The following is a 25,131-nucleotide window of genomic DNA, read 5'->3' on the forward strand; positions in this document are numbered from 1 at the left end:
TAAAAAGCGTTAAAAATGAGCATTGATTATTCTGCGAATAAAACTATTTTAGTAGCTCCATTAAATTGGGGACTTGGCCATTCAACTCGATGCATTCCCATCATTAAAGCGCTTCAGGAGAATAATTATATTCCCATTATCGCTTCAGATGGTGTTGCTTTGGCTTTGCTGCGAAAAGAGTTTCCTTATATACAAACTTTAGAACTGCCTTCTTATCATATTGAATATGCAAAGAATGGTAAAAACTTTAAATGGAAGCTGATCAAAAATCTTCCTAAAATGATTACTGCTATTTTAGATGAGAAAAAAATGGTCAATAGCTGGATCAAAAAATACGGTATTGACGGTATAATCTCAGACAACAGATTAGGGGTTTTCAGCAAAAAAGTGCCTTCTGTTTTTATGACGCATCAATTGAATGTGATGACTGGCAATACTACTTGGTTTACGAGTAAATGTCATCAGCATTTTATTAAAAAATATACTGAATGCTGGGTTCCTGATACAAATGATGAAGTAAATCTTACTGGAGATTTAGGTCATCTTAAAAGCAACGAACTCAATTTAAAATATATTGGACCGCTGAGCCGCATGAAGAAAAAGGATACTCCTAAAATATATGATCTAATGATTATATTATCGGGACCTGAGCCGCAGCGTACTTACTTAGATGAAAAGCTGCAGAAAGAAGCAGCTAAATATCCTGGTAAAGTAGTTTTTGTACAGGGAATTATTCAAAAGTCACAGGAAAAATGGCAGGCAGGAAATATAACGTATTATAATTTCATGAACTCAAAACAGCTGGAACAAACTTTTAACGAAAGTGAGTTTGTATTATGCCGCTCAGGTTATACTACTGTTATGGATTTAGCAAAATTGGGTAAAAAAGCTTTTTTTATTCCAACTCCTGGTCAATATGAACAAGAATATCTGGCGATAAAACTTCAAGAGGAAAATTTAGTACCGTATGCCATGCAGGACGACTTTACTATTGAAGATTTATCAAAAGTAAAGTCTTTTAAAGGATTGTCCCAATTTGAAAACAATATCGACTGGGATTCCTTATTTACTGTTTTCGAGAATAATTCTCATTAAAAATCTGTATTTATCCATGTCTTTACTATAGAGAATCCGTTTAATCTGCGTCAAAATTAGAACACAGATTAAACGGATTTTTATTCGCAAAATCACTAATTAACAGGGATTTATTTTTATTCTTTAGAAATTAAACTGCACTTGTAATCTTAGAACGTTTCCTTTCTGTCTGTTTATTGGGAGTGCACTGTCTTCAAAAGTTCTGTCTGCAATTACATAAGATGCTGTTAATTCGAAAGCTTTAATTGGCTGCCACTCGACACCTAATTCATAATCTCTAACCACATAACTTCTGGCATCTTTCTCGTATTTTTTTCCTCCGTCATAATATTGAAATTTGGCGAAAGGATAAACATGTTGTTTTTTGATGTCCCATTTGTAGTTTAATAAAACGTATCCTCCATTCAAATCTGTTTCATCAACTGTATTGGTTTGTGGATTGTATCGAGGTCCTGTTCCGATGTTATATTCTGTCTGGATTCCGAATGGTTTTGGATATAAAACAAATGTTGCTCCTACCCTTTGGTCTTTTACATACTGCGGATCGTTTACTATAACTCCAGATGATATTTCTCCCGTAAAAGCCCATTTCCCTGTGTAAGCCTGAATTCCTGGTTCGATAATCTGACTTCCAATTACAAATGGATACGTTACTCTTGCAACCACATTTAGATCTCTATTTCCGTCCAGTTTATTTGCAATCTGCCCATTGTAAACTCCAAAAGCAAATACACCAAAATCACCCGAACCTTTATAGCCATCTCTAACTAGCATCGCAAAACGCTCTCTAATTTCGGCTGGTGCCCAGTAAAAGAATATCCCTAAATCACGCTCATTTGCTATTGAACTATTTATAGCATCGGCACGGTCTAAAGTCAAACGCTGTGAACTTGACTGCATGTTTTCAAATCCATATGGAATTTTACTCTGCCCAACACGAACTCGGTACTCTTTTTTCTTATCAAAAGAAAGATCAAAATAAAGGTCACGAATTTGTACAAAATTTTGAATTCCTGTACTTGGCGAACTCGCAAAATCGGGTTGGAAATAGAAAAACACATTTGGATGAACCTGACCCGAAAACACTAAACGCGCACGGCGGATAAAAAGTCCATTGTTTGCTTTTGCATCTGGAGCTGTAGAAGTTGTTCCCCAGGATTTATCACATTGATCGCAAGAAACTTTGTCGTTTGTAGAAAAAAGTCCGTTGTACCTGATTTGCGCATAACCTCTTAAAGAGATTCTGTCATACCAATGTTCTTCAACTCCTCCTCCAGATTTAGTCTCCGGAAGTTTTGCTTTGTTGATAGAATCTAAAATACGCATTACTTCGTTTTTTACATCCTGTTTATTTAGTTCTTGTTTGTTTGTTTCCTGCGCATTAGCGGCACAAGTTATCAGCAATAAAATGGCTGCTATTTTTCTTTTCATCATTAGTTCTGTAATTCCCTTAATTTCAGGATGCAAAGATGGAGCACCTATGTTAAGAAATCATTAACCAGATGTTACTATAATAAAAATTTAATGTTATGGCCTAAAACGAAATGTTGATTTATTGTTAAACACCTTCATTTTAGGGCTTTCAGCAAAAATGACGTTACGATTTTTTAACGTCTGTTTTTTGATTTTTAAATGCTTTTTCGAGCGTAAAAGAGAATTCTGAACCAATTCCGAACTCACTTTCTACATAAACCTTCTCTTTATGCGCTTCAATAATATGTTTTACAATCGCTAATCCTAAACCAGAACCTCCTTCAGAACGGGTTCCGCTTTTATCAACTCGGTAAAAACGTTCAAAAAGTCTTGGAATATTTTGTTTTTCAACTCCTTCTCCGTTATCGCTAATACGAATCAAGACTTTTTTCTTGGTTAAGTTTACAACTCCGACTTCTGTTAAACCGCCTTCTTTTCCGTATTTAATGGAGTTCACAATTAGGTTTTCTAAAACCTGCTGAATTCTGTCCTGATCTCCGCGAATGATAACTGACTGCACATTTTTACTTTCAAATGCCAATTTGATTTTCTTTTTATCGGCTTTCATTTCCAATAAATCAAAAACATTTTGAATGAGCTCAACGATATCAAAATCGGTCATATTTAGATCTAAATCGCCCGATTCTAATTTGGTGATCATATCCAAATCTTCAACTATATATATCAAACGCTCTACACCTTTTTCGGCACGTTTTAAATATTTTTTGCGAATGTGTTTGTCATCCATTGCGCCATCAAGTAAAGTTGAAACATAACCTTGTACGGTGAACAAAGGCGTTTTAAGTTCGTGCGACACGTTTCCTAAAAACTCTCTTCGGTATTGTTCTCGAATTTCGAGCATTTCGATTTCGAGTTTTTTATCGGTTGCAAACTTTTTCACTTCCCGCGAAAGCGTTTCCATATCAGTATTAATTGGCTGATTGATAAGCGTTGTTGATTCTAATAACGAAACCTCATCGTAAATTTTCTTTACTCTTCTATAAATGAAACGTTCTACACGATATTGTATAACCAAGAACGAGAATATGTAAATCGCAATGATGAAAATTATTCCAAAAGCTACTTGATGTTTCAGTTGGTTTTTATAAAATAAAGACATTAGAATCAGCACAAATCCAGTAGAGAAGAGACTAATATACAATGCCGATTTTATAGCAAATTTGTATGTTTTTTTAAAATTAATTTTCATTGATAATATTTAACCATTAAGAGATTATTATATTTTACCATGTAAGTGATATAAGTTCATTTAAATTCAAAGCTCATAATTCTTACCATAAAAATAAGAATTTAAAAAGTTCATCTTATCAAAGTTTGAACTTTGACAAAGATGAACTTAGTATAGTATAACCAAAAGTACGTTCTATAATTTAAATGAAATTATATCACTTATATGGTTCAAATTTTTATTGACTGTTTATACTTCAAATTTATAACCAACTCCTTTTATAGTTTTAAAAAGGTCTTCGCCTATTTTCTCGCGCAGTTTTCTGATGTGAACATCAATTGTTCTTCCTCCAACTACAACTTCGTTACCCCAAACTTTATCCAGAATTTCATCTCTTTTAAAAACTTTTCCAGGTTTTGAAGCTAATAAATAAAATAATTCGAATTCTTTTCTTGGCAAAGCAATTTCTACATTGCCTTTTATGATTTTATATTCTTCACGGTTAATCTCGATTCCGCCTACATTTAAAGTATCTGAAACCACTTCTTGTTCTTTTAACCTTCTTAACAAAGCCTTTACTTTCGATACCAATAATTTTGGTTTAATAGGTTTGGTAATATAGTCATCAGCACCAGCGTCAAAACCAGCTACTTGAGAATAATCTTCACTTCTTGCTGTAAGGAATGTTATGATAACATTATTTAATTCAGGAATTTTTCTAATATGCTCGCACGCTTCCATTCCGTCCATTTCTGCCATCATCACATCCATAATAATTAATTCTGGCAATTCTTTCTGAGCCTTTGCTATAGCTTCTTTTCCGTTAGAAGCTGTAACAATCTGGTAGCCTTCTTGAGCAAGGTTATAGCCAACGATTTCTAAGATATCCGGTTCGTCGTCAACTAATAAAATCTTAGTTTGTGTTTTTTTCATAAATAGCAAAAATTGAGATTTTTACATCAAATCTTTTTAATTATTTATCCGATGTTTTTTATTTCACAGGGTAAATATACTAACAAAAGAACCTTTAAAAATTGGTGTTAACGGTAATTTAATCTGGTAACAATTTGATAATCTTTAGCACACAAAAACATAACAAGTTCGTAACATGGACTTCACGGCGCAGTTATTTCTTTGCACAAAAATAAATTAAACACAACACTGAAATGAAATTCAATTTAAGATTTCTCTTTATTGCATTATTTATCTGTACGATTTCGATCGCGCAAAACAAAGGTACAATTTCTGGAGTTCTAACCGACAAAGAAATGAACAATGAAGTTTTACCATTTGCTAATGTTTTAGTTAAAGGTACAAATATTAGCGTAAACACTGACGTAGACGGAAAATATTCGTTGAGCGTAAATCCAGGAAATTATACTCTTATTTTTAGTTTTTTAGGATATGAATCTGTAGAAGCTCCAGTTGCTGTAAAAGCAAATGAAACTGTAGTTATCAATCAAACTCTTTCTTCTGGAAGTTATACACTTAAGGATGTAGTTGTTCAATCTTCTGGCGTTAACAGACAAAAAGAATCGGCATTATTATTAGATCAAAAAAACGCAGTTTCTTTTAAAGCTGCAATTGGTGCTGAGGAAATAGCTAGAAAAGGAGTTAATGATGTGGCTAATGCAGTTGCAAAAGTTAGTGGAGTTTCTAAACAAGATGACTCAGGAAATGTCTTTGTTAGAGGTTTAGGTGACCGTTACAATGTAACTACTTTAAATGGTCTTCCGTTACCATCAAACAATCCGGCAAACAAAAACATTCTTTTAGAAATTTTCTCTACAAACATTGTAGATAATATTGGAATCAGCAAAACTTTTGAAGCTCAAAACTATGCCGATTTTGGAGGAGCTAATATTGACATCAGCGCTAAAAAATTCAGCGGAAGCCCTTTTATTACTTTTTCTATCGGTACTGGAGCAAACACAAATGTTTTAGGACAAGATCATTTTTACCTGCAAGACGGACCGTCTTACACTGGATTTAAAAAAGTAGGTATTCCTGATGCTCCTTTACTTCCTTATAGTTATACAACAAGCTGGGATAGACAAGAGAACAAAAATGTATTAAATGCTTTTTACACATTATCTGGAGGAAAGAAATTTAATATCAATGACGAAAGTTCAATTGGTACATTTGTCACAGGATCTTTCAGTGCAAAAAACAAATATACTGAAGGTTACAGCAGAGGAGGAATTACTTCTGACGGAGATATCTTTTCTGACTTTGTTAGAACGGCTTACAAACATAACACTACAACAACTGTTATGGGTACAGCTGATTATAAAATCAATAATAAAAACTCGATCTTCTTTACTTCTTTATTCTTAAATTCAAGTGATCAGGATTACAGTGAGTACGAAGGAACAAATCAAAATTTTGACGGTGGCGGAGATGCTACTCAACAAATTACTGGTTTTATTAAACGTGGAACTTTTGAAAGAACTCAATTAATTGTAAACCAATTAACAGGAAAAAACAAATTCAACGATCAGTGGAATTTAAATTGGGGAGTAGGATACAGTATTTCTAACAGTGCAATTCCAGATCGTATGCAAAACTCTTTTGTATATGCTCCTAATGCGATAGACTATACTTTCTTTACTAATTCGAACATCAATAATCACCGATTTTTTCAAGATTTAAAGGAAAATGAAATCGCTGCAAATGTTGCGCTTACTTATAACTTCAAAAAAGGCAGTGATGATACTTATAAGGGAAAGGTAACTGTTGGTTATTCAGGAAAATTTAAGGATGTAGATTACGACATGGAACAATATTCGTTCTTCCCAGACCGAAGCACAATTTCTTTTCCTAAAGAAGATATTCACCACGTAGACAACTATTTAGATCCTGCACACTGGGGTTCATCTTACTCAAATAGAATCCACCAAGAATATAATGGAAACTTAGATATCAATGCTGCATTCCTGAATGTTCAATATTCTTTAACTGAAAGATTGAGTGTGATATTAGGTGCAAGATTAGAGCAACTGACTCAGAATGTTTACTATATCACAACAACAGTTCCAGGCGGAGACAGTTCAAATGACTCTAAATTTAATATCTTACCAAGTTTAATTTCAAAGTATACATTAACAGACAAGCAAAACTTAAAGTTTTCTGCTAGTAAAACATATACGCTTCCTCAGTTTAAAGAAAAAGTGCCAATTATTTACGAAGATGTAGCACAAGCATACGAAGGAAACCCTAATTTATATGCTTCAACAAATTATAATTTCGATTTAGGATGGGAATTTTTCCCGAAAGCAGGTGAGTTAATCTCCGTAACTGCATTTGGAAAAATCATTCAAAATCCAATCAACGAAATGTTCTTGAATTCGTCTTCAAATGACATTTCATATGCAAATACAGGAGATAAAGGAACAGTAGCAGGGGTTGAAGTAGAATTTAGAAAAGACATTTTTGAAATTGAAAAAAATGATAACTTAAAAACAAAACTTTCTTTTGATGCAAACGGATCATATTTATACACAAACCAAGATCTAAGCAATGATAAAGTAAACAATGAAAATGATTTTGGAGCAAACTTTACATTTACTGAAAGTAAATTAACCGGAGCTTCTAACTTCTTAGCAAATGCTAACATTTCATTCTTAAATCAATTTACAGAAAGTAAGGATATTTCAGCAACAGTATCTTACTCTTATTTCTCAGATAAACTTGCTGTAATTGGAACTTCAAGAGTTGGAAACATGGTTGACAAAGCTGTGAATAAATTAGATTTTATCTTGAACACAAGTTTGACTAAAAGCTTAAAATTAGGCCTTATTTACAACAACATTCTAAACCCAACTTTCGAGCGTGTACAAGAGCAAGGGAAAGTACCAGGAAAAGAAGCTATTGGTGATATTATAGTGACTTCATACAAAGCTGGTTCAGATCTAAGACTTACTTTACACTACACTTTCTAAGAGAGATATTTTCAATAAATTATAAAAGGTGATTAGACAATAACTAATCACCTTTTTTTTATCCAAAATCGCAATGTAAATTTTATATTAAGACGGTACGGTTTTACCCCATCATACTTAATAGATTGTTAATATCGTCTTAACTCAGCAAAAACATATGTTCATTTACTTTGCCTTAAATAAATAAAACAATAAAACACAACAAAAATGAAAAAAAGTTTATTTGCAATGGCTGCAATATTAGGACTTGCTTTAACAAGCTGTAGTTCTGATGATAACAAAGACACAAACAACAGTTCTTTTGTTTTAAAAGTTGACGATTTAAAAGGAGAGATTAAAGACGGTACTGTAACTTTAGATCCTACTCAAACTTATACTTTAACTGGAGGTTTAGTTGTTAAAGGTGGAGCTACTTTAGTAATTCCTGCTGGGACAGTAATTAAAAGTTCTCCTACTGCAGAAGCAACTTCTTTATATATTGCTGTAGAAAGAAACGCTAAAATTAACATCAATGGTACAGCTGCGAAACCAGTTATTATGACATCTGGAAAAGCAACTCCTGCTCAAAGTGACTGGGGTGGATTAATTATCGCTGGTAATGGTAAAGTAAACACTGGAGACAATGGTACTTCTGAAGTAGGTGGTTTAAGCTACGGAGGAAATGACAATTCAGATTCTTCTGGAAATATTAACTTCTTGAAAATTTCTTACACAGGTTCTAAATACACTTCTGAAAAAGAATACAATGGAGTCTCTTTCTTCGGAGTAGGTTCTGGAACTATAGTGTCTGACATCTACACTTTCGAAAGTGGTGATGACGGAATCGAATTTTTCGGTGGAGCAGTAAATGCTACTAACTTAACAATCATAAACTCTTATGATGATTCTTTAGATTTTGCTGACGGATGGCAAGGTACTGCTACAAACGTTTACATTAAAGGTGTAAGTAAAGCAGGAGTTGAAGGATCTACTAACGCTAAAGATCCAAGTGGGGCTGTTCCAATGACTAACGCTAAAATAACTAACATCTCTATCATTAAAGGTGGTGCTACTTTTACAGCTGACGAAAAAGCAATCAACTATAAAGAAGGTGGTGGAAAACAAGCTTACACAAACTTATATGTTGCTAACGATATGCCTGCTGCTCTTGCTAAATTATCTACAGATGCTGGTGCAACTGCAAATATTGCTGCTGGTAACTTTACTATCACAAACTATACTTTTGGAGCTCAGATCACTGATGTAACTGGTCCTAAATTGTCTGGAACAACTACTGGTGCAATTGGTGCTGGTGCTGGTGCTGACTTACCAACTTGGGCTAACTGGACTAAATAATCCAAATTTAGATCATAAAAAACAAAAAAGCTGTCCGAAATATTTCAGACAGCTTTTTTTGCTAAATCAAGTTATTATCAAAATAACATTCTTAATAACTTCGAACACATAATGTTAAAAACATCCTAAATATTTAGGATGTTTTTTTTTGGCGCACTTTTTGTAATTTTTTTTGTATATTTACAATATCCAAATATACGCGATGGCAAAAAACTACTTTTATATTACTTTCTTATTGGCATTTTTCTTTACTGTGAGCGTCTCGGCGCAAGACAGCAAGCAATTACCAAAAACTCAAGAATCGACTTCTATTGAGGGATTAAGCTTGTACCCTAACCCTGTTACTAATGGTAAAGTTTACATATCCTCTAAAAACGATTTAGAGAAAGAAATTATTGTGTTTGATATTTTAGGAAAAAAAGTACTGCAAGCACATTTAACCTCTAGAGAATTAAATGTTGCCGAATTACCTTCAGGGGTTTATATCATTAAGATAAGCGAACAAAACGCATCTGCAACCCGAAAACTCATTATAAGATAAAGCTCCATTGGAGCTTTTTTAGTTTCCAGTCCCAGTCACAGTTCTCAGTTTACAAACTGCAACTGAAAACTGTGACTGCGACTAAAAAATAAATATCTTTGCAAAAAAAAAGTTTTGATCACAGCCAGCGATATATTTACGATTTCGAGTCAGAAACAATTTGAAAAAATAGCTCTAAAAGTGTTTCGTTTTCAGCACGAAAACAATAAGGTTTATCGCGATTTTTGTGATTTCCTAAAAGTTAATCCGCAACAGGTAAAATCATTACAGCAAATTCCATTTTTACCTATTCAATTTTTTAAAAGCCACGAAGTAGTTTCAAACAATGATCCCGCGCAAGTAACTTTTACCAGCAGCGGTACTACTGGAATGATTACAAGCAGGCATTTGGTAACAGATGTTACGCTTTACGAAGAAAGTTATCGCAAAGGATTTTCTCAGTTTTATGGCAATATAGAAGACTATGTAGTTTTAGCCCTTTTGCCGTCTTATTTGGAACGTGAAGGATCTTCTTTAATCTATATGGTCGATGACTTAATTAAACTCTCTAATCAGCCAGAAAGTGGGTTTTATTTACACAACTACGGAGAACTTACCCAAAAGCTAATTGAACTGGACAATTCGGGTCAAAATGTAATTTTAATTGGCGTGACTTACGCTTTATTAGATTTGATCGAAAAACATCAATTCAATCTTCAAAATACCATTATAATGGAAACTGGAGGTATGAAAGGAAAACGCAAAGAAATGATCCGAGAAGAATTGCACGAACAGCTTTGCAAAGGTTTCGGCGTTTCTTCTATTCATTCAGAATACGGAATGACAGAACTTTTAGCGCAGGCTTATTCTTTAGGAGAAGGTGTTTTCGAATGTCCGTCTTGGATGAATATTTTAATTCGCGATCCAGAAGATGCTCTCACTTATGTGAAAGATGGAAAAACGGGCGGCATCAACGTGATTGACTTGGCGAATATTAATTCATGCTCTTTTATCGCTACGCAGGATTTAGGCAAAAAAAATCCCAACAACTCTTTCGAGGTTTTGGGACGTTTTGATAATTCTGATATTCGCGGTTGTAATTTGATGGTTTTATAGTTTAATCGTTGATTTGTTGAACCGTTTAATCATATTTACTTTCGATTAAACAATTAACTCGTAATCAAAAATTAATTTTCGTCACTTACACCAATACTCTCTATACCTTCTTTTTTCTGTAGTAGTTTTTCTTTTTGACCTTTATGTTCTAATAATTTATAAACTCCATAACAAGTCAGAACTCCACAAAGTACAAAAAGTATATTCCATCCTGCACTGCTAAAACTACTGTCATCAATACTATCTAAACCTCCAATAAAAACAGATAGAAGCCCTACAACAAATCCAGCAAGAAGAGTTCCTGCATAATAATATATTATTCCAATAGCGAAATAACCCCATTTGTTCTTATCATATTCTAAGGCCAGATTAGTAAAGCCTTTCCAAATCCAGTAAATAAATAAAATTAGAAGCATATCTTATGTTTGTTTTAAGATGATAAACTTAGTAAAAAAACATATACTTTTTCATAGTAGAAGTTAAAGAGCAAAAGTCCCAAAAAAATAAATTTGGTTCAGTGAATAAATTAACCAATCCAGAACAAATACAGTTCTAATAATCTCTTTTTACTTGGTCAGTACATAACAACCATTATTTTAATATTCCGTAGGAATATCTCATCGGTAGAAAAAAGAATATTATTTAGCATTGTGTCCTGTAGGGACACTTGTTATTATACAATACTCTCTCTGTTAATCAAACGTTCCTACGGAACGTAAAACGAAATCCAAATTTTTATTCTACCGATGAGACATTCCTACGGAATGAATCGTTCGTTAAACGAAAAAATCCGAATATTCTTTTCGAATATTCGGATTTCTGATATTATAAAAATGTCTCTTATTTAATCGCAAAATTCCGATTAAACAATTAAACAACTACTCGATTAAACGATTAAACAACACGAATCACAAAATAATTTTTCTTTCCGCTTTGTAATAAAACAAATTGATTATTAATCAAATCATTTGATGTTAATACAAAATCTTCTTTTATTTTCTCTCTATTTACAGAAATAGAATTAGCTATTAAAGCTCTTCTAGCTTCTCCGTTCGATTTAAAAAAACCTGTTTTTTCATTCAAAACAGTAATAATATCCAATCCGTTTTCTAAATCAGCTTTTGCGATTTCAGCTTGCGGAACTCCGTCAAAAACTTCTAAAAAAGTAGCTTCATCCAATTTTTTTAAATCTTCTGCAGTTGAGTTTCCGAATAAGATATTGGAGGCCTGAATCGCTTTTTCTAATTCTTCTCTATTGTGAACAAAAACAGTAATTTCTTCTGCCAGTTTCTTTTGCAAAACTCTTAAATGCGGAGCTGTTTTATGCTCTTCAATTAATGCATCAATAGTATCTTTATCTAAGAAAGTAAAGATTTTGATATATTTCTCAGCATCAACATCTGTAGTGTTTACCCAAAATTGGTAAAATTTATATACCGAAGTTTTATCAGCATCCAACCAAACATTTCCTCCTTCAGATTTTCCAAATTTAGATCCGTCCGATTTTGTAATCAAAGGCGTTGTTAAAGCGTAAGCTTTTGCATTTTCACCTCCCATTCTGCGCACTAATTCTGTACCCGTGGTAATATTACCCCATTGGTCAGAACCTCCCATTTGCAAGATGCAGTTGTTGTTTTTATATAAATGATAAAAATCGTAACCTTGAATTAACTGATATGTAAACTCTGTAAAAGACATTCCCTCACCTTCACCGCTAAATCTCTTTTTTACAGAATCTTTAGCCATCATATAATTTACAGTGATTCTTTTTCCAACTTCACGTGCAAAATCGATAAAAGAGAATTCTTTCATCCAATCGTAGTTATTTACCATTACTGGTGCATTTGCTTCGGTCGAACTAAAATCTAAGAAACGAGACAAGACACTTTTAATTCCTGCAACGTTTTTAGCCAAAGCTTCTTCATCAAGCAAATTTCTTTCATCAGATTTACCAGAAGGGTCACCAATCATTCCTGTTGCTCCACCCACTAAAGCGATAGGTCTGTGCCCGAAATTCTTTAGGTGAACCAATAAAATAATCTGAACCATACTTCCGATGTGCAGTGAATCTGCCGTTGGATCAAAACCAATATACGCAGTGGTAGCCTCTTTTAGTAATTGTTCTTCCGTTCCAGGCATACTATCATGATATAACCCGCGCCATTTTAATTCTTCAACTAGATTCTTCATTTTTTAAAATAATTTGCGCAAATATAATCAATGGCAATGGCAATATCAAAAAGCAATTCCAATATCAATCGTAAAACTCAATTTCAACATCAATTTCAATCGCAAAAGTCAATTACAAAATCTATTTCGACACCAAAACCTTTGCAACTTTGAACCTTTGTCTCTTTGCACCTTAAACCAAAAAACTTATCTTTACAAAATGGTATTAGTAACTGGAGGAACTGGTTTAGTCGGCGCACATTTATTACTTCATTTAATTGAAAATGGAGAAAATGTTCGGGCTGTTTATAGATCAAAAAGTAAAATCGAAAAAACAAAATCGGTTTTTGAGTTCTATAAAAAACCAGATTTATTTGAAAAAATAAATTGGATTGAGGCTGATATTTTAGATGTTCCTTCCTTAGAAAATGCTTTTCTCGACATAAGTCAGGTTTATCACTGCGCCGCCTTGATCTCGTTTGATCCAAAAGACGAGGAAAAACTCAGAAAAACAAATATCGAAGGAACGGCAAACATGGTTAATTTTTCTATTGCCAAAAACATAGAAAAATTTTGTTTTATAAGTTCAATCGCTGCCTTGGGCGATATTGCAGCACACGAAACGCATATTACCGAAGAAACAGATTGGAATCCCGAAAAACCACACAGCGATTACGCCATTTCTAAATATGGTGCAGAAATGGAAGTTTGGCGCGGACAGCAAGAAGGCTTAAAAGTTATTATTGTAAATCCCGGAGTAATTTTAGGTCCGCCCAAAATGACGATTTTTGAAGAAGGAAGCAGTAAAATCTACCAAAAAGTTTCTAATGGTCTTCCGTTTTACACACTCGGAAGTACTGGATTTATTTCTGTGGATGATGTAATAAAAACTACTATTGAATTAATGAAAAGCAGCATTATAAATGAACGTTTTACATTAATAGCAGATAACATTGTTTTTAGAGATCTTTTAAATACCGTTGCAGATGCATTAAATGCAAAAAGACCACATATCCATGCTAAACCATTTTTTATGAATTTCTTATGGATTGCTGATGGAATATTTTCGACCTTATTTTTTAGAGAAAGAAGTATTACCAAAGCAACTGCAAAAGCCTCTTACTCTAAGAATTTGTATAGTAATGAAAAAATAAAAACCGCTCTAGGAACGGTTTTTACAGATATTCATCAGTACATTAAAGACAGTTCAAAATTATAATTGTCTTCTATTTTTTCTTTGCGCCATTTTTATAGAATCAATATTGATTTTTGGAATGCTTTTTTTGACAGAATCTTTCGAAACTTCCTTCAATTCCTTTGACTTATTTTTATTCTCTTTTGCTGCTTTTTTCTCATCGATTTTTGCAAGAGAATCTGCTGCTCTTTGATTTTTAGCCAATCTTTTATTTACCTCATCAAACATATCTTTATAGCTTTCATAATCAGAAGCATAATACATATTATTCTGAACAAACTGCAGACTGTCTACTTTATATTTTTGTAAAATAAACTTTGTTGGATCACTGTTTATCGAATCTAAAGACAATGGTTTTTGATACCTCATTGCTTCAAGAAGCGATAAATCATACATGATATCAACCATTTTTTCTCTTTCAATAAGCTTCGCAGGCTGTTTTACCAGCTCTTTTTTGCAGCTTATAGAAAGAAACAAAACCAATACTATTACTATAAAGTTCTTCATAGTCGTTTTTTATCTGTCAAATAATAATCGTTTTCCGGCTCTCGTATCTTTTACTTTGAAATTATTATAAACCAATTCTCCGTTTACAAAAGTATGTGTAATTCTTGATTTGAAAGTAAAATTCTCAAAAGGCGACCATCCGCATTTGTATAAAATATTCTCTGGTTTTACACTCCAAGGCAGGCTCGGATTTACAATAACCAAATCGGCGTGATAACCTTCTCTTATAAAACCTCTTTTTTCGATTTTGAAAATTTTAGCTGGATTGTGGCACATTTTCTCTACTATTTTCTCCACGCTAATTTTACCTTGATGATGTGCTTCAAACATAGCTACAACAGCATGCTGTACAAGCGGACCACCAGAAGGAGCTTTTAAATACGACTGCATTTTTTCCTCTTTTGTATGAGGTGCGTGGTCTGTAGCAATTACATCAATTCGCCCGTCGTTCAAAGCTTTCCAAAGTTCAGCACGATCTTCGGCAGTTTTTACGGCTGGGTTCCATTTAATGAAATTACCTTTTGTTTTATAATCTTCGTCTGTAAACCAAAGATGATGCACACAAACCTCAGCAGTAATCTTTTTATCCTCTAACGGAATTTTATTCGTAAACAATTCCATTTCTTTTGCAGTTGAAAGATGGAAAATATGAAGTCTTGCTCCTGTGCGTTTTGCTAAAGCAACTGCTTTTGAAGAAGAAATATAACACGCTTCTGCACTTCTAATTAAATTATGCGCAGTTACGGGAACATCTTCTCCATACTGCTCTTTAAAAGCAGCAAGATTATTTTGAATTGTAGTTTCATCTTCGCAGTGAACCGCAATTAGCATTGGTGTGCTAGAAAAAATCTTTTCTAAAACTGCTTCGTTATCAACCAGCATGTTTCCTGTTGATGAACCTAAGAAAATTTTAATTCCGGCAACGTTTTTTGGATTTGTTTTTAAAACCTCTTCCAAGTTATCATTTGTTGCACCCATCATAAACGAATAATTCGCAAATGATTTTTGAGATGCAATTTGATATTTATCTTCTAAAATTTCTTGTGTTACTGCATTAGGAACCGTATTTGGTTGCTCTATAAAAGAAGTAATCCCTCCAGCAACAGCAGCTCTGGATTCAGATTCGATATCTCCTTTATGCGTTAAACCCGGTTCTCTAAAATGTACTTGATCGTCAATTGCTCCCGGCATTAAATAACTTCCTTCGGCATCGATTACTATACAATCTGATGTTTTTAACGAAATGCTGTCGGCAATTTCAACAATCAAATCATTTTCTATTAAAACATCTCCTTCAAAAATTGTCCCTTCGTTTACAATTTTGGCATTTTTTATTAAAATCCTATTCATGATGTTGGTTTATAATGAATTGACTAATTTTCTTAATCTAAGTGAAATTACGCCTAGTATAGCTTCTTTAATAATGGCATTACTCATTTTAGAAACTCCTTTTGTTCTATCTGTAAAGATAATAGGAACTTCTGTAATTTGAAATTTTGCACAATATGTTCTGTATTTCATTTCGATTTGAAACGCATACCCAACAAATTTTATTTTATTCAAATTGATTTTTTCTAGAACTTCTCGTTTGTAACATACAAAACCTGCAGTGGCATCATGAATTTTCATTCCTGTGATAAATTTCACGTAAACCGATGCAAAATAAGACATCAAAACTCGGCTTAGAGGCCAGTTTACAACGTTTACACCCGTTACATAACGAGAACCAATTGCAAGGTCTGCGCCACCAAAATGGCAGGCATCGTACAGCTTTTCTAAATCATTTGGGTTATGGGAAAAATCGGCATCCATTTCAAAAATAAATTGATAATTGCGTTCTAAAGCCCACTTGAAGCCATGAACATAAGCTGTTCCTAAACCTGATTTTTTGGTTCTTTGTTCTAAAAAAAGCTTATTTGGAAATTCTTCCTGTAATGCAATCACTTTTTTTGCAGTATGATCAGGAGAATTGTCATCAATAATCAGCAGATGAAAAGATTTATGCTGCGAAAGTACTGCTCTTACTATACTTTCTATATTCTCAATTTCGTTATATGTGGGAATTATGACAATACTATCATTCATTTTTTCTCGGTAATTTCACCGCAAAAGTAAACTTTTTATAGCATTTGATTCATAATAAATATATAATAAAAGTATTGCATCAAAAAATTACTAATTTTGTAACGCTATGATTGAACAACTTCATCCTCGAATTCTGGAAAACAAAGACTGGGCAACACTTTTGTTTGTGCTGACCTTTGCTGTTGTTGCCATGACAAAATCTGCTTATGAAACTAGATTTAGTGAATTTAGTAAACTTATTTTTTCTGATAAATATGCTAAAATTTATCGCGACAACAACCATTTAAAAAGCAGTTTTACAGTTGGTTTATTTTTTGTACAAATTGTTTCGTACGCATTTTTCATTTTGCTTACGATGAACATTTTTGGACAGGCCTCTAAAACTGATTGGGTTTTGTTTATTCAGATCGCAACTTTCCTTCTTTATTTCATTTTAGGAAAGTATTTAATCGAGAAAATCGTAGCAACTTCATTCAACATTGATGAATTTGTAGAGCTTTTTAACTTACAAAAAGTAACTTACAGAACATATATTGGCGTTTTAATCCTTCCAATCAATGCTATTTTGTTCTATTACAATAATATTCCACAAATCATACCGATAATAATCATAGGTATTTCCCTGTGTATTAGTGTATACTCTTACTTTATTTCAATTAAAACATATCAAAACGCAATTATCAGCAAGTTATTTTATTTTATTTTATATCTTTGCGCTCTTGAAATAGCCCCTTATTATTTTCTTTATTATTGGATAACAAAAGGGAGTGCTTAGAAAATGTTTATAATATGAAAGTGAAAACAATTTTGGTGTCACAGCCTGAACCTAAAGTGGAGAATTCTCCTTACTTTGAGCTCCAACAAAAACACAAAATAAAAATTGATTTCAGACCATTTATTCATGTGGAAGGGGTTAGCGCAAAAGAGATTCGATTACAAAAAATCGATCTTAATCATTACACTGCGATCATTTTAACAAGTAGAAATGCTGTAGATCATTTTTTTAGAGTTGCTGATGAAATGCGTTATAAAGTTCCTGAAGGATTGAAGTATTTCTGTCAATCTGAGGCTGTTGCGTTTTACCTTCAAAAGTATGTTGTGTACAGAAAACGTAAAATTTACGTTGGAGCAAAAGATTTTGCAGATTTATCTCCGCTGATTAAGAAGTACAAAGACGAAAAGTTTTTACTTCCTGCATCTGATCAATTAAATGCAGATGCTCCTATAACATTAAACAGTCTTAAAGTAGATTGGGCACAAGCTATTTTTTACAGAACTGTAATGAGTGATTTGTCTGACTTAGCTGATGTTTATTATGACGTTTTAGCTTTTTTCAGCCCTACTGGAATTAAATCTTTGTTTAAGAATTTCCCAGATTTCAAACAAAACGACACCAGAATCGCAGTATTTGGAAGCACAACTCAAAAAGAGGCTCTAGATCATGGTTTAAGAATTGATATTCTTGCTCCAACTCCTGAAACGCCTTCTATGACAATGGCTCTAGAAAAATACGTTGCCGAAGCAAACAAAGGAAAATAACCTTAAGAAATATAATTTTTAAAAATCCAAATTCCAACTAATCACTGGGATTTGGGTTTTTTGTTTTAACGACTTCATAAATCAAACACAACAAGTGGTTTCAACCACTGGAACGCATTTGGATTTTCTTAAATTGGAATTTGGATTTTTTACATTGGAATTTCTATTTACAAGCCATTTTAATTACATTTGATTTCTATTCTAAACCCAAATCACAAAAAATAGTTTCAAATTGTAAGTTATGAAAATCAACTCCCTCTTAATTGAAATTGACGGTATCGATAAAGAAATTCTTCGGTATTTAATGGACGATGCCCGAAAACCAATTTTGCAAATCGCCAATAAAATCGGAATTTCTGGTGCGGCAATTCATCAGAGATTAAAAAAATTAGAGCAATCCGGCGTTATTTCTGGGTCTAAATTTACTGTAAACCCAAAGGTTTTAGGTTACAACACAATGGCGTTTATTGGAGTTTATTTGGACAAAGCTTCCCGAAATTCGGAAGCTGTAAAAGAACTTAGAAAAATTCCTGAAGTTTTAGAATGCCATTATACTACTGGAAACTGGTCTGTTTTAATTAAAATCATCTGTCGTGACAACGAACATTTAATGCAGTTGCTAAATACCAAAATTCAAGCGATTGAAGGTGTTTCGAGAACTGAAACTTTTATTTCTTTAGATCAGCAGATTGATAGACAGATTCAGCTTTAGCAATCTAAAATTCCAATTTTCAAAATCCAAATTCCAAATTCGAAAAGTATTACTGATTCATTCGTTATCGGAAAGAATAAAAAAATTCCAAACCTGACAGATTTGGAATTTGGAATTTTAAAATATTGAAAATTTAAATTAATTAATTTCTCCTGCTTCCCGAATAAATCGAGATATAGTACAGCAACGTGGCAATAGAACCAATTGCAGCCACTACATACGTTCTTGCAGCCCATTTTAAAGCATCTTTTGCTCCTGCCTGTTCTTCTTGTGTCAGCATGTGTTTATTTTCTAACCAAGCCAGCGCACGGTTACTTGCGTCGTATTCTACAGGTAGTGTAATAATCGAAAACAAGGTTGTTGCCGCGAAAACGATAATCCCAATTAATAATAATTGTGGAAAAACCTTAATCATTAAGATTCCCGCAATTAGAATCCATTGTACGTAGTTTGAAGCAACGCTTACGATTGGCACTAATTTCGAACGCATTGTCAGCCATTCGTAACCAATTGCATGTTGTACGGCGTGACCGCATTCGTGTGCTGCAACTGCTGCAGCTGCTGCATTTCTGTGATTATAAACGGCTTCACTTAAATTTACTGTTCTATCTGAAGGATTATAATGATCTGTTAACTGACCTGGTGTCGAAATAACACGAACATCTGTAATTCCGTTATCGGCAAGCATTTTTTCGGCAATTTCGGCGCCACTCATTCCGTTTCTTAGTTGCAATTTCGAATATAATTCAAATTTGCTCTTTAGCTGAGAACTTACCAGCCAGCTGAACAACATTATAGCTCCAGCAATAATTAGATATCCAGATCCCATATTTTCTAGTGTTTTTAGATTGATTTTTAAATTTACAAAACAAACTGCAAATTATGAACCATTTTAACAAAATGTCATTTTGACATTTATTTACTAGTTTTGTCTCAGTTTAACATATTATTTTTAAGCAGGAAAGCAATCAATTCTGCTACGTTTTTCATTTTATATTTTTGAAGAATATTTCGACGATGCGTTTGAACTGTCAAAAAACTCAAAAACAAATCATCTGCAATTTCCTGAGTCGATTTTCCCTGCGAAAGCAATAATGCAATATCACGTTCTCTTCTGCTTAAACCTGGAATGCGTTCTAAGTCTTCAGATAAAGGCTGGCTGATTATGGTTTTTACTTCTTCACTAAAAACAATTTCACCTTCAATAGCTTTATAAATACAATTTTTAAATTCATCAAAAGAGGCATTTTTCAAGATATAGCCATTCCCTCCATTTTGAATAAACTGCATTACCAGACTTCTTTCAGATTGACTGCTCATACCGATAATTACAATTTTAGGATGTTTTTGTTTAATGGTTTTACACAAGTCAACGCCATTTATAACCGGCAGGAAAATATCCATTAAGATAAGATCAACTTTATTGTCTTCGATATATTCTAAAAGAGATACTCCCGACTCAAATTTTTCTACGATCTTAATAGCATCCAAATCCGACAACAAACCTGCTATTCCCGAAATCACAATCGGATGATCGTCTACAATTACTGTTTTATGTATCATTTATATAGTCTGGATTTAAATTTTTAATTCAATATATACTGAAGTCCCTTTATTGACAACCGAATCAATTTCTAGTTTCCCATTCAAAAATGCGACGCGGTTTTTAATATTTCGCAGTCCCATACCTTCTCTTTTTTCGGCGTGTTTTACATTAAATCCTACTCCATTGTCTTCTACAGTAATAAAGAACACATCTTTATTCTGCGAACAGGAAACTAAAATTTGTGAAGCTTTAGCATATTTTAAAGCATTATTTAGAAGTTCCTGTATTATGCGATAAATCATAATTTCAAAATGCTGTGGAAATTTTGATTTTTTAATTAAATACTGAAACTCAACCGCAGTTTCTAAAGTAGAATGAGAAACACACAAATCTTTCAACGCATGTTCAAGTCCCAATTTCATTAAACTTTCGGGCATTAAATTCTGAGAAATATTACGAAGCTCTTTAATCGAGTCGTTTAGCATTTCATTAATGTTCGAACTGTTTTCGTTATTTTCTCGGTTGACAAGACTCAAATGCATTTTCAAGCCAGAAAGCATACTTCCTAATCCATCGTGTAAATCTCTGGCAATTCTCTTTCGTTCGATTTCTTCACCTTGAATCAATGCATTTGAAATCGATAATTTCTGTTGATTTTCCAGCGCTGATAATTCTTGCTGCAAATTGACTTCTTTCTGAAAGCTCAGCTTTTTTTGATAGTTATTATAAATCCATAAAAACAAAACTATTAGGAACAATAAAAACGAAAGCGCTGCAAAAAGCATTGTGTTTAATCGATTATTATTGACTTGTAAAACTGCTTTTTCATTTTCTGACTGCAGTAAAGAGATTTTTTTCTCACTTTCTGCTTTTTTATATTTTGCCTCGAGTTCTATAATTTCATTTTTCAGATTGGCATCGTTCAAACTATCATTTATAACATTGTATTTATGCGAATACGAATAGGCTTTGGAGTATTCTTTTGTCGCATTATAAACTTTCGATAATTCTTTATAATAATTTTTTTTGTCGACAATGAATGGTGTGTTTTGCACCAGATATTCTAGATTACTTTTGGCTTTATCGTAATTTTTGAGTTTAAAAAGCACTTCATACTCCGCAAATTTTAATCTGTTTAATGCGATAGAGTTACCATGTTTTATAGAGGAATTTATACCTTTCTCAAAACTTATTAATGCTTCATTGTGTTTATTTTGTTTAGCATAATAAATTCCTTCTGCATAAAAATAAGAATCATTCAAATTCGATTCTGGATATTTTTTTAAAGTCAAAAAAGCTTTATCGAGTATACTTTTAGCATCATAAAAATGTTTAAGTTCTACCAAATTCTCTGCATTTATGATATAAGTTTCCATTTTAGACTCTGCAAGCGTCGGAGACTTTTTAGTAGTATTTTCGATATATTTTTGGGCTTGATCGAGATATTCTGCAGCTTTTTCCCTTTCGCCATTATTCATAAAAATAATAGCAACGGCTTTATTTAAACCACTGATTAACTCATAATCACCGCTTTTTTTGGCAATAGGAATTGCTTCATTCACCAACAGACGCATATAAGCATTTTCATTATTCTTGCGCTGCTGCATAATGCCATAATTCTGAAGTATAATTGCCCGAATCCTATAAGCTTCTTTATAGCGGTATTTTTTAAGTTTTTCATTGGCTTCTAATAAGGCTTTTTCGAAACCATCTATATCGCCTTTTTCAATAAAACTGTAAGCGTTATAATAAAGCGAAATATCCCGTAAGAAAGGAAATTTTGTTTTTAATCTATTTCCTTGTTCGAGGTATTCTTTGGATTTTTTGGCATCCTGAACCATTAAAAATAATTTGGACAGTCTAAAACTGTTCAAACTTTTAATGCTGTCGGACTTTACATTTTTTGTAGACTTAACAATACTGTCAATGTAAACCGTATCGTCATCTAATGAAAGGATTACTTGTGAATTGGAAATAGCAGAAAAAAATAAAAAAAAGATAAAGGCGTAGATTTTCTTCATAAATGGGTATTTACTCAAAGTTATTAAAGCTTAACGACTTTCAAAAAAAAATTAGCTCTTTTACCTGATATCAGGTAATAAAAAATACATTTTATCAGGTATTGATATCTCTTTAGTAAGGGTCTAATTTTGTTTGACTATGAATATTAATTTAAGAATTTTATTATGAAATCGATTTTAAAAACTTTAGCAATTGTATTGACTCTTGCTTTTACAGCAGTTTCTTGCAGCAGCGACAATGACGATAATAACACTGGAACAGCTTCAAGAGATGTAAAATATGAAATAACTGGAAATTACACAGGAACATTATCTACTGTTTATTTTGAAAAAGGCGGGAACGCATTAAATGAAGACATTACTAAGCTTCCTTGGACTAAAGAATTTACAGCTGAAGCAAAATCTATGGGAGCATCATTAAGCGCAAGTGGATATGGCGGAGTTGCTGGACAAACTTTAACTGGTAAAATTTATGTTGGCGGAAAATTGCAAAACGAACTAACTGCAACAGCAACTAGCGACGGAATAATTGTTTTATCTCTTACTCCTTACGTTTTTCCTCTATAAATCTTACTTTAAAATTTAGATTTTAGTTTTTTGGTAAAAAGTAAAGCTTCGTAATATTACGAAGCTTCTTTTTTTATAACTCTAATTGATTGTTCACTTCTTCAAACTTCTCAATTAGACTATTTATTTTCTCCTGCTGTTTTTTGACTTGTTTCGGGCGAAGATAAAACCAATTGAACAACATCCATGATAAAGTAATACCATACGTTAAACCAGCTCCTAAAAGCGTCATTCTACTGGCATATTCATACATATATAAACAAATACCAACTGTAAGCACCAGAAAATAAAACGTCATCATTTTGGTCTGCAGAAATTGTTGTTTCTTTTTAATTATAATTAAATTTTGAAGATACTCTTGATTGGTTTGTGTGGCTTCAATATTTTTATACTTGCTCAGTAATTTATTATAGGTGAATAAATAAATCACCATGGCCAGAATCGTTATGACAATTCCGATTTTAGTCGAAATAAATTGCGGTTGATAATATATCCAAATACAAACAATAAACATACAGGTAGCCAAAAGCAATATATTAACAATCCATAAACTTCTTAATCCTGCTTTTTTAAATTTTGTTACTCTTGCCAGCAAATCCTTCATATCTGGCTGACTTACAGATTGTTTTTTCCATAAATCTTTAAAATCTATATTGTTATCGTTGTCCATTTTCTTTAAATTTTTCGGTCAATTTTTCTTTTATCCTGTGAATTTTTACTCGCACATTTGCATCAGAAAGTCCAACAATTTTGGCAATTTCTGTCTGCTTTACATCTTCTAATTCCAGCGAAATAATAATACGTTCTGTTTCGGGTAATTCAGCAATACATTTATATAAAAACTGAATTTGAGGTTCTAATGAAGTTTGTTTTTCTTCTGAAAGATGAACAGGCAGTTCTGATTTTGGAAAACGTTTCTGTTTTTCGATCTGCCTCAGGCAATTGTTAGAAGCAATCCTAAAAATCCAGGTTCCAATAGAAGATTCATTTCTAAAGGTTTCCAGTTTCTGCCAGACAATTATAAACGTTTCCTGAGTCAAATCCTGCGCGGCGTCATAATCGTTTACAAAACCCATGCAAAGCCTAAAAATTCTATCCCAATATGTTTTGTAGATATCTTCGAATTCCATTTTAAGATTTTATAAAAGAGTTTAATTGTGCCAAATACCAATCTTTGTCATCGTACATTATAAAATGCAAACCTTTATCCGCATATTGAAAATTAGCTGTTTTCAAGTTTTTATACTGCCCTTCGATTGCCGGTTTTAAATTTATAAAATAAGATTCTAATAAAATTAATGACGGACATTTTATCGTTGCAATTCTTTCTCTCAAATCGATATTAAAGAAATCACAATACACTTCCGAAAAAGTTTTTCGATCTGATTTGACGCTCCAGTCTACAACCATTTCTAATTTTGATGAATCTTGCAAAAGTCTCGGCATCGTTTGTTTCTGCATATCATAAAACTGCGTTTCATTCATTGCTGCCATTTGAGTAACCATTGGCGAACAGTCATTATTTTCTTTTGATTTAAAAGAAGGATCGCTCAAAGCTGCCAGACATGGCAATGCATCAACAACCACAATTTTACCAATTAAATCTGGATAATCAGATGCGATTGCAAGCGCCAATCCTCCTCCCATACTATGGCCAACTAAAATTGGTTTTTCGATTTTATTGTCTTTGATGTAATTAGCAATTCCTACTTTCCAGTTTTCGAATGAAGGATTTGGTTGTGGTTTTACTCCGGCAAATCCAGCCATTGTAAGTGTGTAACAAGTAAAATCTTTTTCGAAAGCTGCTTTGGTTTCGTTCCAAACTTCTCCAGAAGAAGCAAATCCTGGAATGAATATTATAGATTGTTTTCCTTTTCCTGTTTTGATAACGTCAAAAGGATATGATTTTGTTTGTGCAAAAACATTGATACATAATGCAGAGAATAAGAATGCGATAATTAAGATGATATACTTTTTCATTTTTAATAGTTTTAAGTTGTTAATTAAATCGGATCCATGCTTTTGATACGACGACTATTAAAATGTTACAAAAGTTTTTAAATTTTTAATGAAAAAAATTTAAAACGCCAATGTTAGTGCGGGTTTTAACCGCAAAGTGCG

The 25,131-nt window shown here is 32.8% G+C and carries 24 protein-coding genes; 10 read left to right on the forward strand and 14 right to left on the reverse strand.

The genetic code is table 11. From position 1 onward, the window contains the following. Window positions 1-15 precede the first annotated feature (15 nt). Window positions 16-1,095, forward strand: a complete 1,080-nt coding sequence (locus EDB96_RS19120; protein WP_057115101.1) for a glycosyltransferase — start codon at window positions 16-18, stop codon at window positions 1,093-1,095. Between the two features lie 123 nt (window positions 1,096-1,218). On the opposite strand, the gene EDB96_RS19125 is transcribed toward EDB96_RS19120, so the two are convergent. From EDB96_RS19125 to EDB96_RS19135, 3 genes are all read right to left on the reverse strand, one after another. Next, a complete protein-coding gene (locus tag EDB96_RS19125; RefSeq protein ID WP_134142614.1) occupies window positions 1,219-2,529 on the reverse strand; it encodes a porin in 1,311 nt (436 codons plus the stop codon). Between the two features lie 163 nt (window positions 2,530-2,692). Continuing rightward, window positions 2,693-3,778: a sensor histidine kinase gene (locus EDB96_RS19130; RefSeq protein ID WP_057115103.1), complete on the reverse strand. Its 1,086-nt coding sequence runs from the start codon at window positions 3,776-3,778 to the stop codon at window positions 2,693-2,695. 228 nt (window positions 3,779-4,006) lie between these two features. After that, window positions 4,007-4,690, reverse strand: a complete 684-nt coding sequence (locus EDB96_RS19135) for a response regulator transcription factor (RefSeq protein WP_017496206.1) — start codon at window positions 4,688-4,690, stop codon at window positions 4,007-4,009. Between the two features lie 233 nt (window positions 4,691-4,923). Here EDB96_RS19135 and EDB96_RS19140 point away from each other — a divergent pair, with 233 nt between their 5' ends. The 4 genes from EDB96_RS19140 to EDB96_RS19155 all read left to right on the forward strand — a co-directional run bounded on the left by EDB96_RS19140 (window position 4,924) and on the right by EDB96_RS19155 (window position 10,669). Beyond that, on the forward strand, window positions 4,924-7,698 hold the full coding sequence (locus EDB96_RS19140; RefSeq protein ID WP_134142615.1) for a TonB-dependent receptor: 2,775 nt from the start codon (window positions 4,924-4,926) through the stop codon (window positions 7,696-7,698). A gap of 207 nt (window positions 7,699-7,905) precedes the next feature. Then, a complete protein-coding gene (locus EDB96_RS19145; protein WP_057115106.1) occupies window positions 7,906-9,033 on the forward strand; it encodes a hypothetical protein in 1,128 nt (375 codons plus the stop codon). A 202-nt stretch (window positions 9,034-9,235) separates the two neighbouring features. Then, window positions 9,236-9,574, forward strand: coding sequence for a T9SS type A sorting domain-containing protein (locus EDB96_RS19150; RefSeq protein ID WP_057115107.1), 339 nt, complete (start codon window positions 9,236-9,238; stop codon window positions 9,572-9,574). A gap of 114 nt (window positions 9,575-9,688) precedes the next feature. After that, on the forward strand, window positions 9,689-10,669 hold the full coding sequence (locus tag EDB96_RS19155) for an acyl transferase (protein WP_134142616.1): 981 nt from the start codon (window positions 9,689-9,691) through the stop codon (window positions 10,667-10,669). 71 nt (window positions 10,670-10,740) lie between these two features. On the opposite strand, the gene EDB96_RS19160 is transcribed toward EDB96_RS19155, so the two are convergent. Next, window positions 10,741-11,085, reverse strand: a complete 345-nt coding sequence (locus tag EDB96_RS19160) for a hypothetical protein (RefSeq protein WP_134142617.1) — start codon at window positions 11,083-11,085, stop codon at window positions 10,741-10,743. Window positions 11,086-11,563: 478 nt separating this feature from the next. Then, window positions 11,564-12,859, reverse strand: coding sequence for a tyrosine--tRNA ligase (gene tyrS, locus EDB96_RS19165; RefSeq protein WP_134142619.1), 1,296 nt, complete (start codon window positions 12,857-12,859; stop codon window positions 11,564-11,566). A gap of 199 nt (window positions 12,860-13,058) precedes the next feature. On the opposite strand from tyrS, the gene EDB96_RS19170 reads away from it, so the two are divergent. Continuing rightward, window positions 13,059-14,057, forward strand: a complete 999-nt coding sequence (locus tag EDB96_RS19170; protein WP_134142620.1) for an NAD-dependent epimerase/dehydratase family protein — start codon at window positions 13,059-13,061, stop codon at window positions 14,055-14,057. Here the strand turns inward: EDB96_RS19170 and EDB96_RS19175 are convergent. The 3 genes from EDB96_RS19175 to EDB96_RS19185 are packed head-to-tail and all read right to left on the reverse strand — an operon-like array spanning window position 14,052 to window position 16,625. Continuing rightward, window positions 14,052-14,540 carry a DUF4296 domain-containing protein gene (locus EDB96_RS19175; protein WP_134142621.1) on the reverse strand — a complete coding sequence of 163 codons (489 nt, stop codon included), beginning with the start codon at window positions 14,538-14,540 and terminating at the stop codon, window positions 14,052-14,054. The two genes, EDB96_RS19170 and EDB96_RS19175, sit on opposite strands and share 6 nt — an antisense overlap. A 9-nt stretch (window positions 14,541-14,549) precedes the next feature. Beyond that, window positions 14,550-15,890 carry a dihydroorotase gene (locus EDB96_RS19180; RefSeq protein ID WP_134142622.1) on the reverse strand — a complete coding sequence of 447 codons (1,341 nt, stop codon included), beginning with the start codon at window positions 15,888-15,890 and terminating at the stop codon, window positions 14,550-14,552. A gap of 9 nt (window positions 15,891-15,899) precedes the next feature. Further along, window positions 15,900-16,625 (reverse strand): polyprenol monophosphomannose synthase, encoded by a 726-nt coding sequence (locus EDB96_RS19185; protein ID WP_134142624.1) that lies wholly within the window; start codon window positions 16,623-16,625, stop codon window positions 15,900-15,902. Window positions 16,626-16,731: 106 nt separating this feature from the next. Here EDB96_RS19185 and EDB96_RS19190 point away from each other — a divergent pair, with 106 nt between their 5' ends. The 3 genes from EDB96_RS19190 to EDB96_RS19200 all read left to right on the forward strand — a co-directional run bounded on the left by EDB96_RS19190 (window position 16,732) and on the right by EDB96_RS19200 (window position 18,876). Then, entirely contained in the window at window positions 16,732-17,400 is a 669-nt protein-coding gene (locus tag EDB96_RS19190) for a DUF4271 domain-containing protein (RefSeq protein ID WP_057115115.1), read from the forward strand. Window positions 17,401-17,414: 14 nt separating this feature from the next. Beyond that, complete coding sequence (locus EDB96_RS19195; protein WP_012022647.1) at window positions 17,415-18,164, forward strand: uroporphyrinogen-III synthase; 750 nt, start codon at window positions 17,415-17,417, stop codon at window positions 18,162-18,164. A gap of 241 nt (window positions 18,165-18,405) precedes the next feature. Beyond that, window positions 18,406-18,876 (forward strand): Lrp/AsnC family transcriptional regulator, encoded by a 471-nt coding sequence (locus EDB96_RS19200; RefSeq protein ID WP_012022648.1) that lies wholly within the window; start codon window positions 18,406-18,408, stop codon window positions 18,874-18,876. Between the two features lie 142 nt (window positions 18,877-19,018). Here the strand turns inward: EDB96_RS19200 and EDB96_RS19205 are convergent, their stop codons facing one another. From EDB96_RS19205 to EDB96_RS19215, 3 genes are all read right to left on the reverse strand, one after another. After that, on the reverse strand, window positions 19,019-19,705 hold the full coding sequence (locus tag EDB96_RS19205) for a zinc metallopeptidase (protein ID WP_134142625.1): 687 nt from the start codon (window positions 19,703-19,705) through the stop codon (window positions 19,019-19,021). A gap of 104 nt (window positions 19,706-19,809) precedes the next feature. Continuing rightward, window positions 19,810-20,439 (reverse strand): response regulator, encoded by a 630-nt coding sequence (locus EDB96_RS19210; protein ID WP_057115117.1) that lies wholly within the window; start codon window positions 20,437-20,439, stop codon window positions 19,810-19,812. Between the two features lie 15 nt (window positions 20,440-20,454). Then, window positions 20,455-22,443: a sensor histidine kinase gene (locus EDB96_RS19215; RefSeq protein WP_134142626.1), complete on the reverse strand. Its 1,989-nt coding sequence runs from the start codon at window positions 22,441-22,443 to the stop codon at window positions 20,455-20,457. A gap of 165 nt (window positions 22,444-22,608) precedes the next feature. On the opposite strand from EDB96_RS19215, the gene EDB96_RS19220 reads away from it, so the two are divergent. Further along, a complete protein-coding gene (locus EDB96_RS19220) occupies window positions 22,609-23,010 on the forward strand; it encodes an MmpS family transport accessory protein (RefSeq protein ID WP_057115119.1) in 402 nt (133 codons plus the stop codon). 73 nt (window positions 23,011-23,083) lie between these two features. Here EDB96_RS19220 and EDB96_RS19225 read toward each other — a convergent pair whose 3' ends face one another. Genes EDB96_RS19225 through EDB96_RS19235 form a run of 3 tightly spaced genes read right to left on the reverse strand, consistent with a single transcriptional unit; the run spans window position 23,084 to window position 24,990 of the window. Next, window positions 23,084-23,680 (reverse strand): hypothetical protein, encoded by a 597-nt coding sequence (locus tag EDB96_RS19225; protein ID WP_134142627.1) that lies wholly within the window; start codon window positions 23,678-23,680, stop codon window positions 23,084-23,086. After that, window positions 23,667-24,140 (reverse strand): RNA polymerase sigma factor, encoded by a 474-nt coding sequence (locus EDB96_RS19230; protein ID WP_057115121.1) that lies wholly within the window; start codon window positions 24,138-24,140, stop codon window positions 23,667-23,669. Before EDB96_RS19230 ends, EDB96_RS19225 begins: the two co-directional genes overlap by 14 nt. A gap of 1 nt (window position 24,141) precedes the next feature. Next, window positions 24,142-24,990, reverse strand: coding sequence for an alpha/beta fold hydrolase (locus EDB96_RS19235; RefSeq protein ID WP_134142629.1), 849 nt, complete (start codon window positions 24,988-24,990; stop codon window positions 24,142-24,144). Between the last annotated feature and the right edge of the window lie 141 nt (window positions 24,991-25,131).

It is taken from the genome of Flavobacterium sp. S87F.05.LMB.W.Kidney.N (assembly GCF_004366435.1).
Lineage (GTDB): Bacteria > Bacteroidota > Bacteroidia > Flavobacteriales > Flavobacteriaceae > Flavobacterium.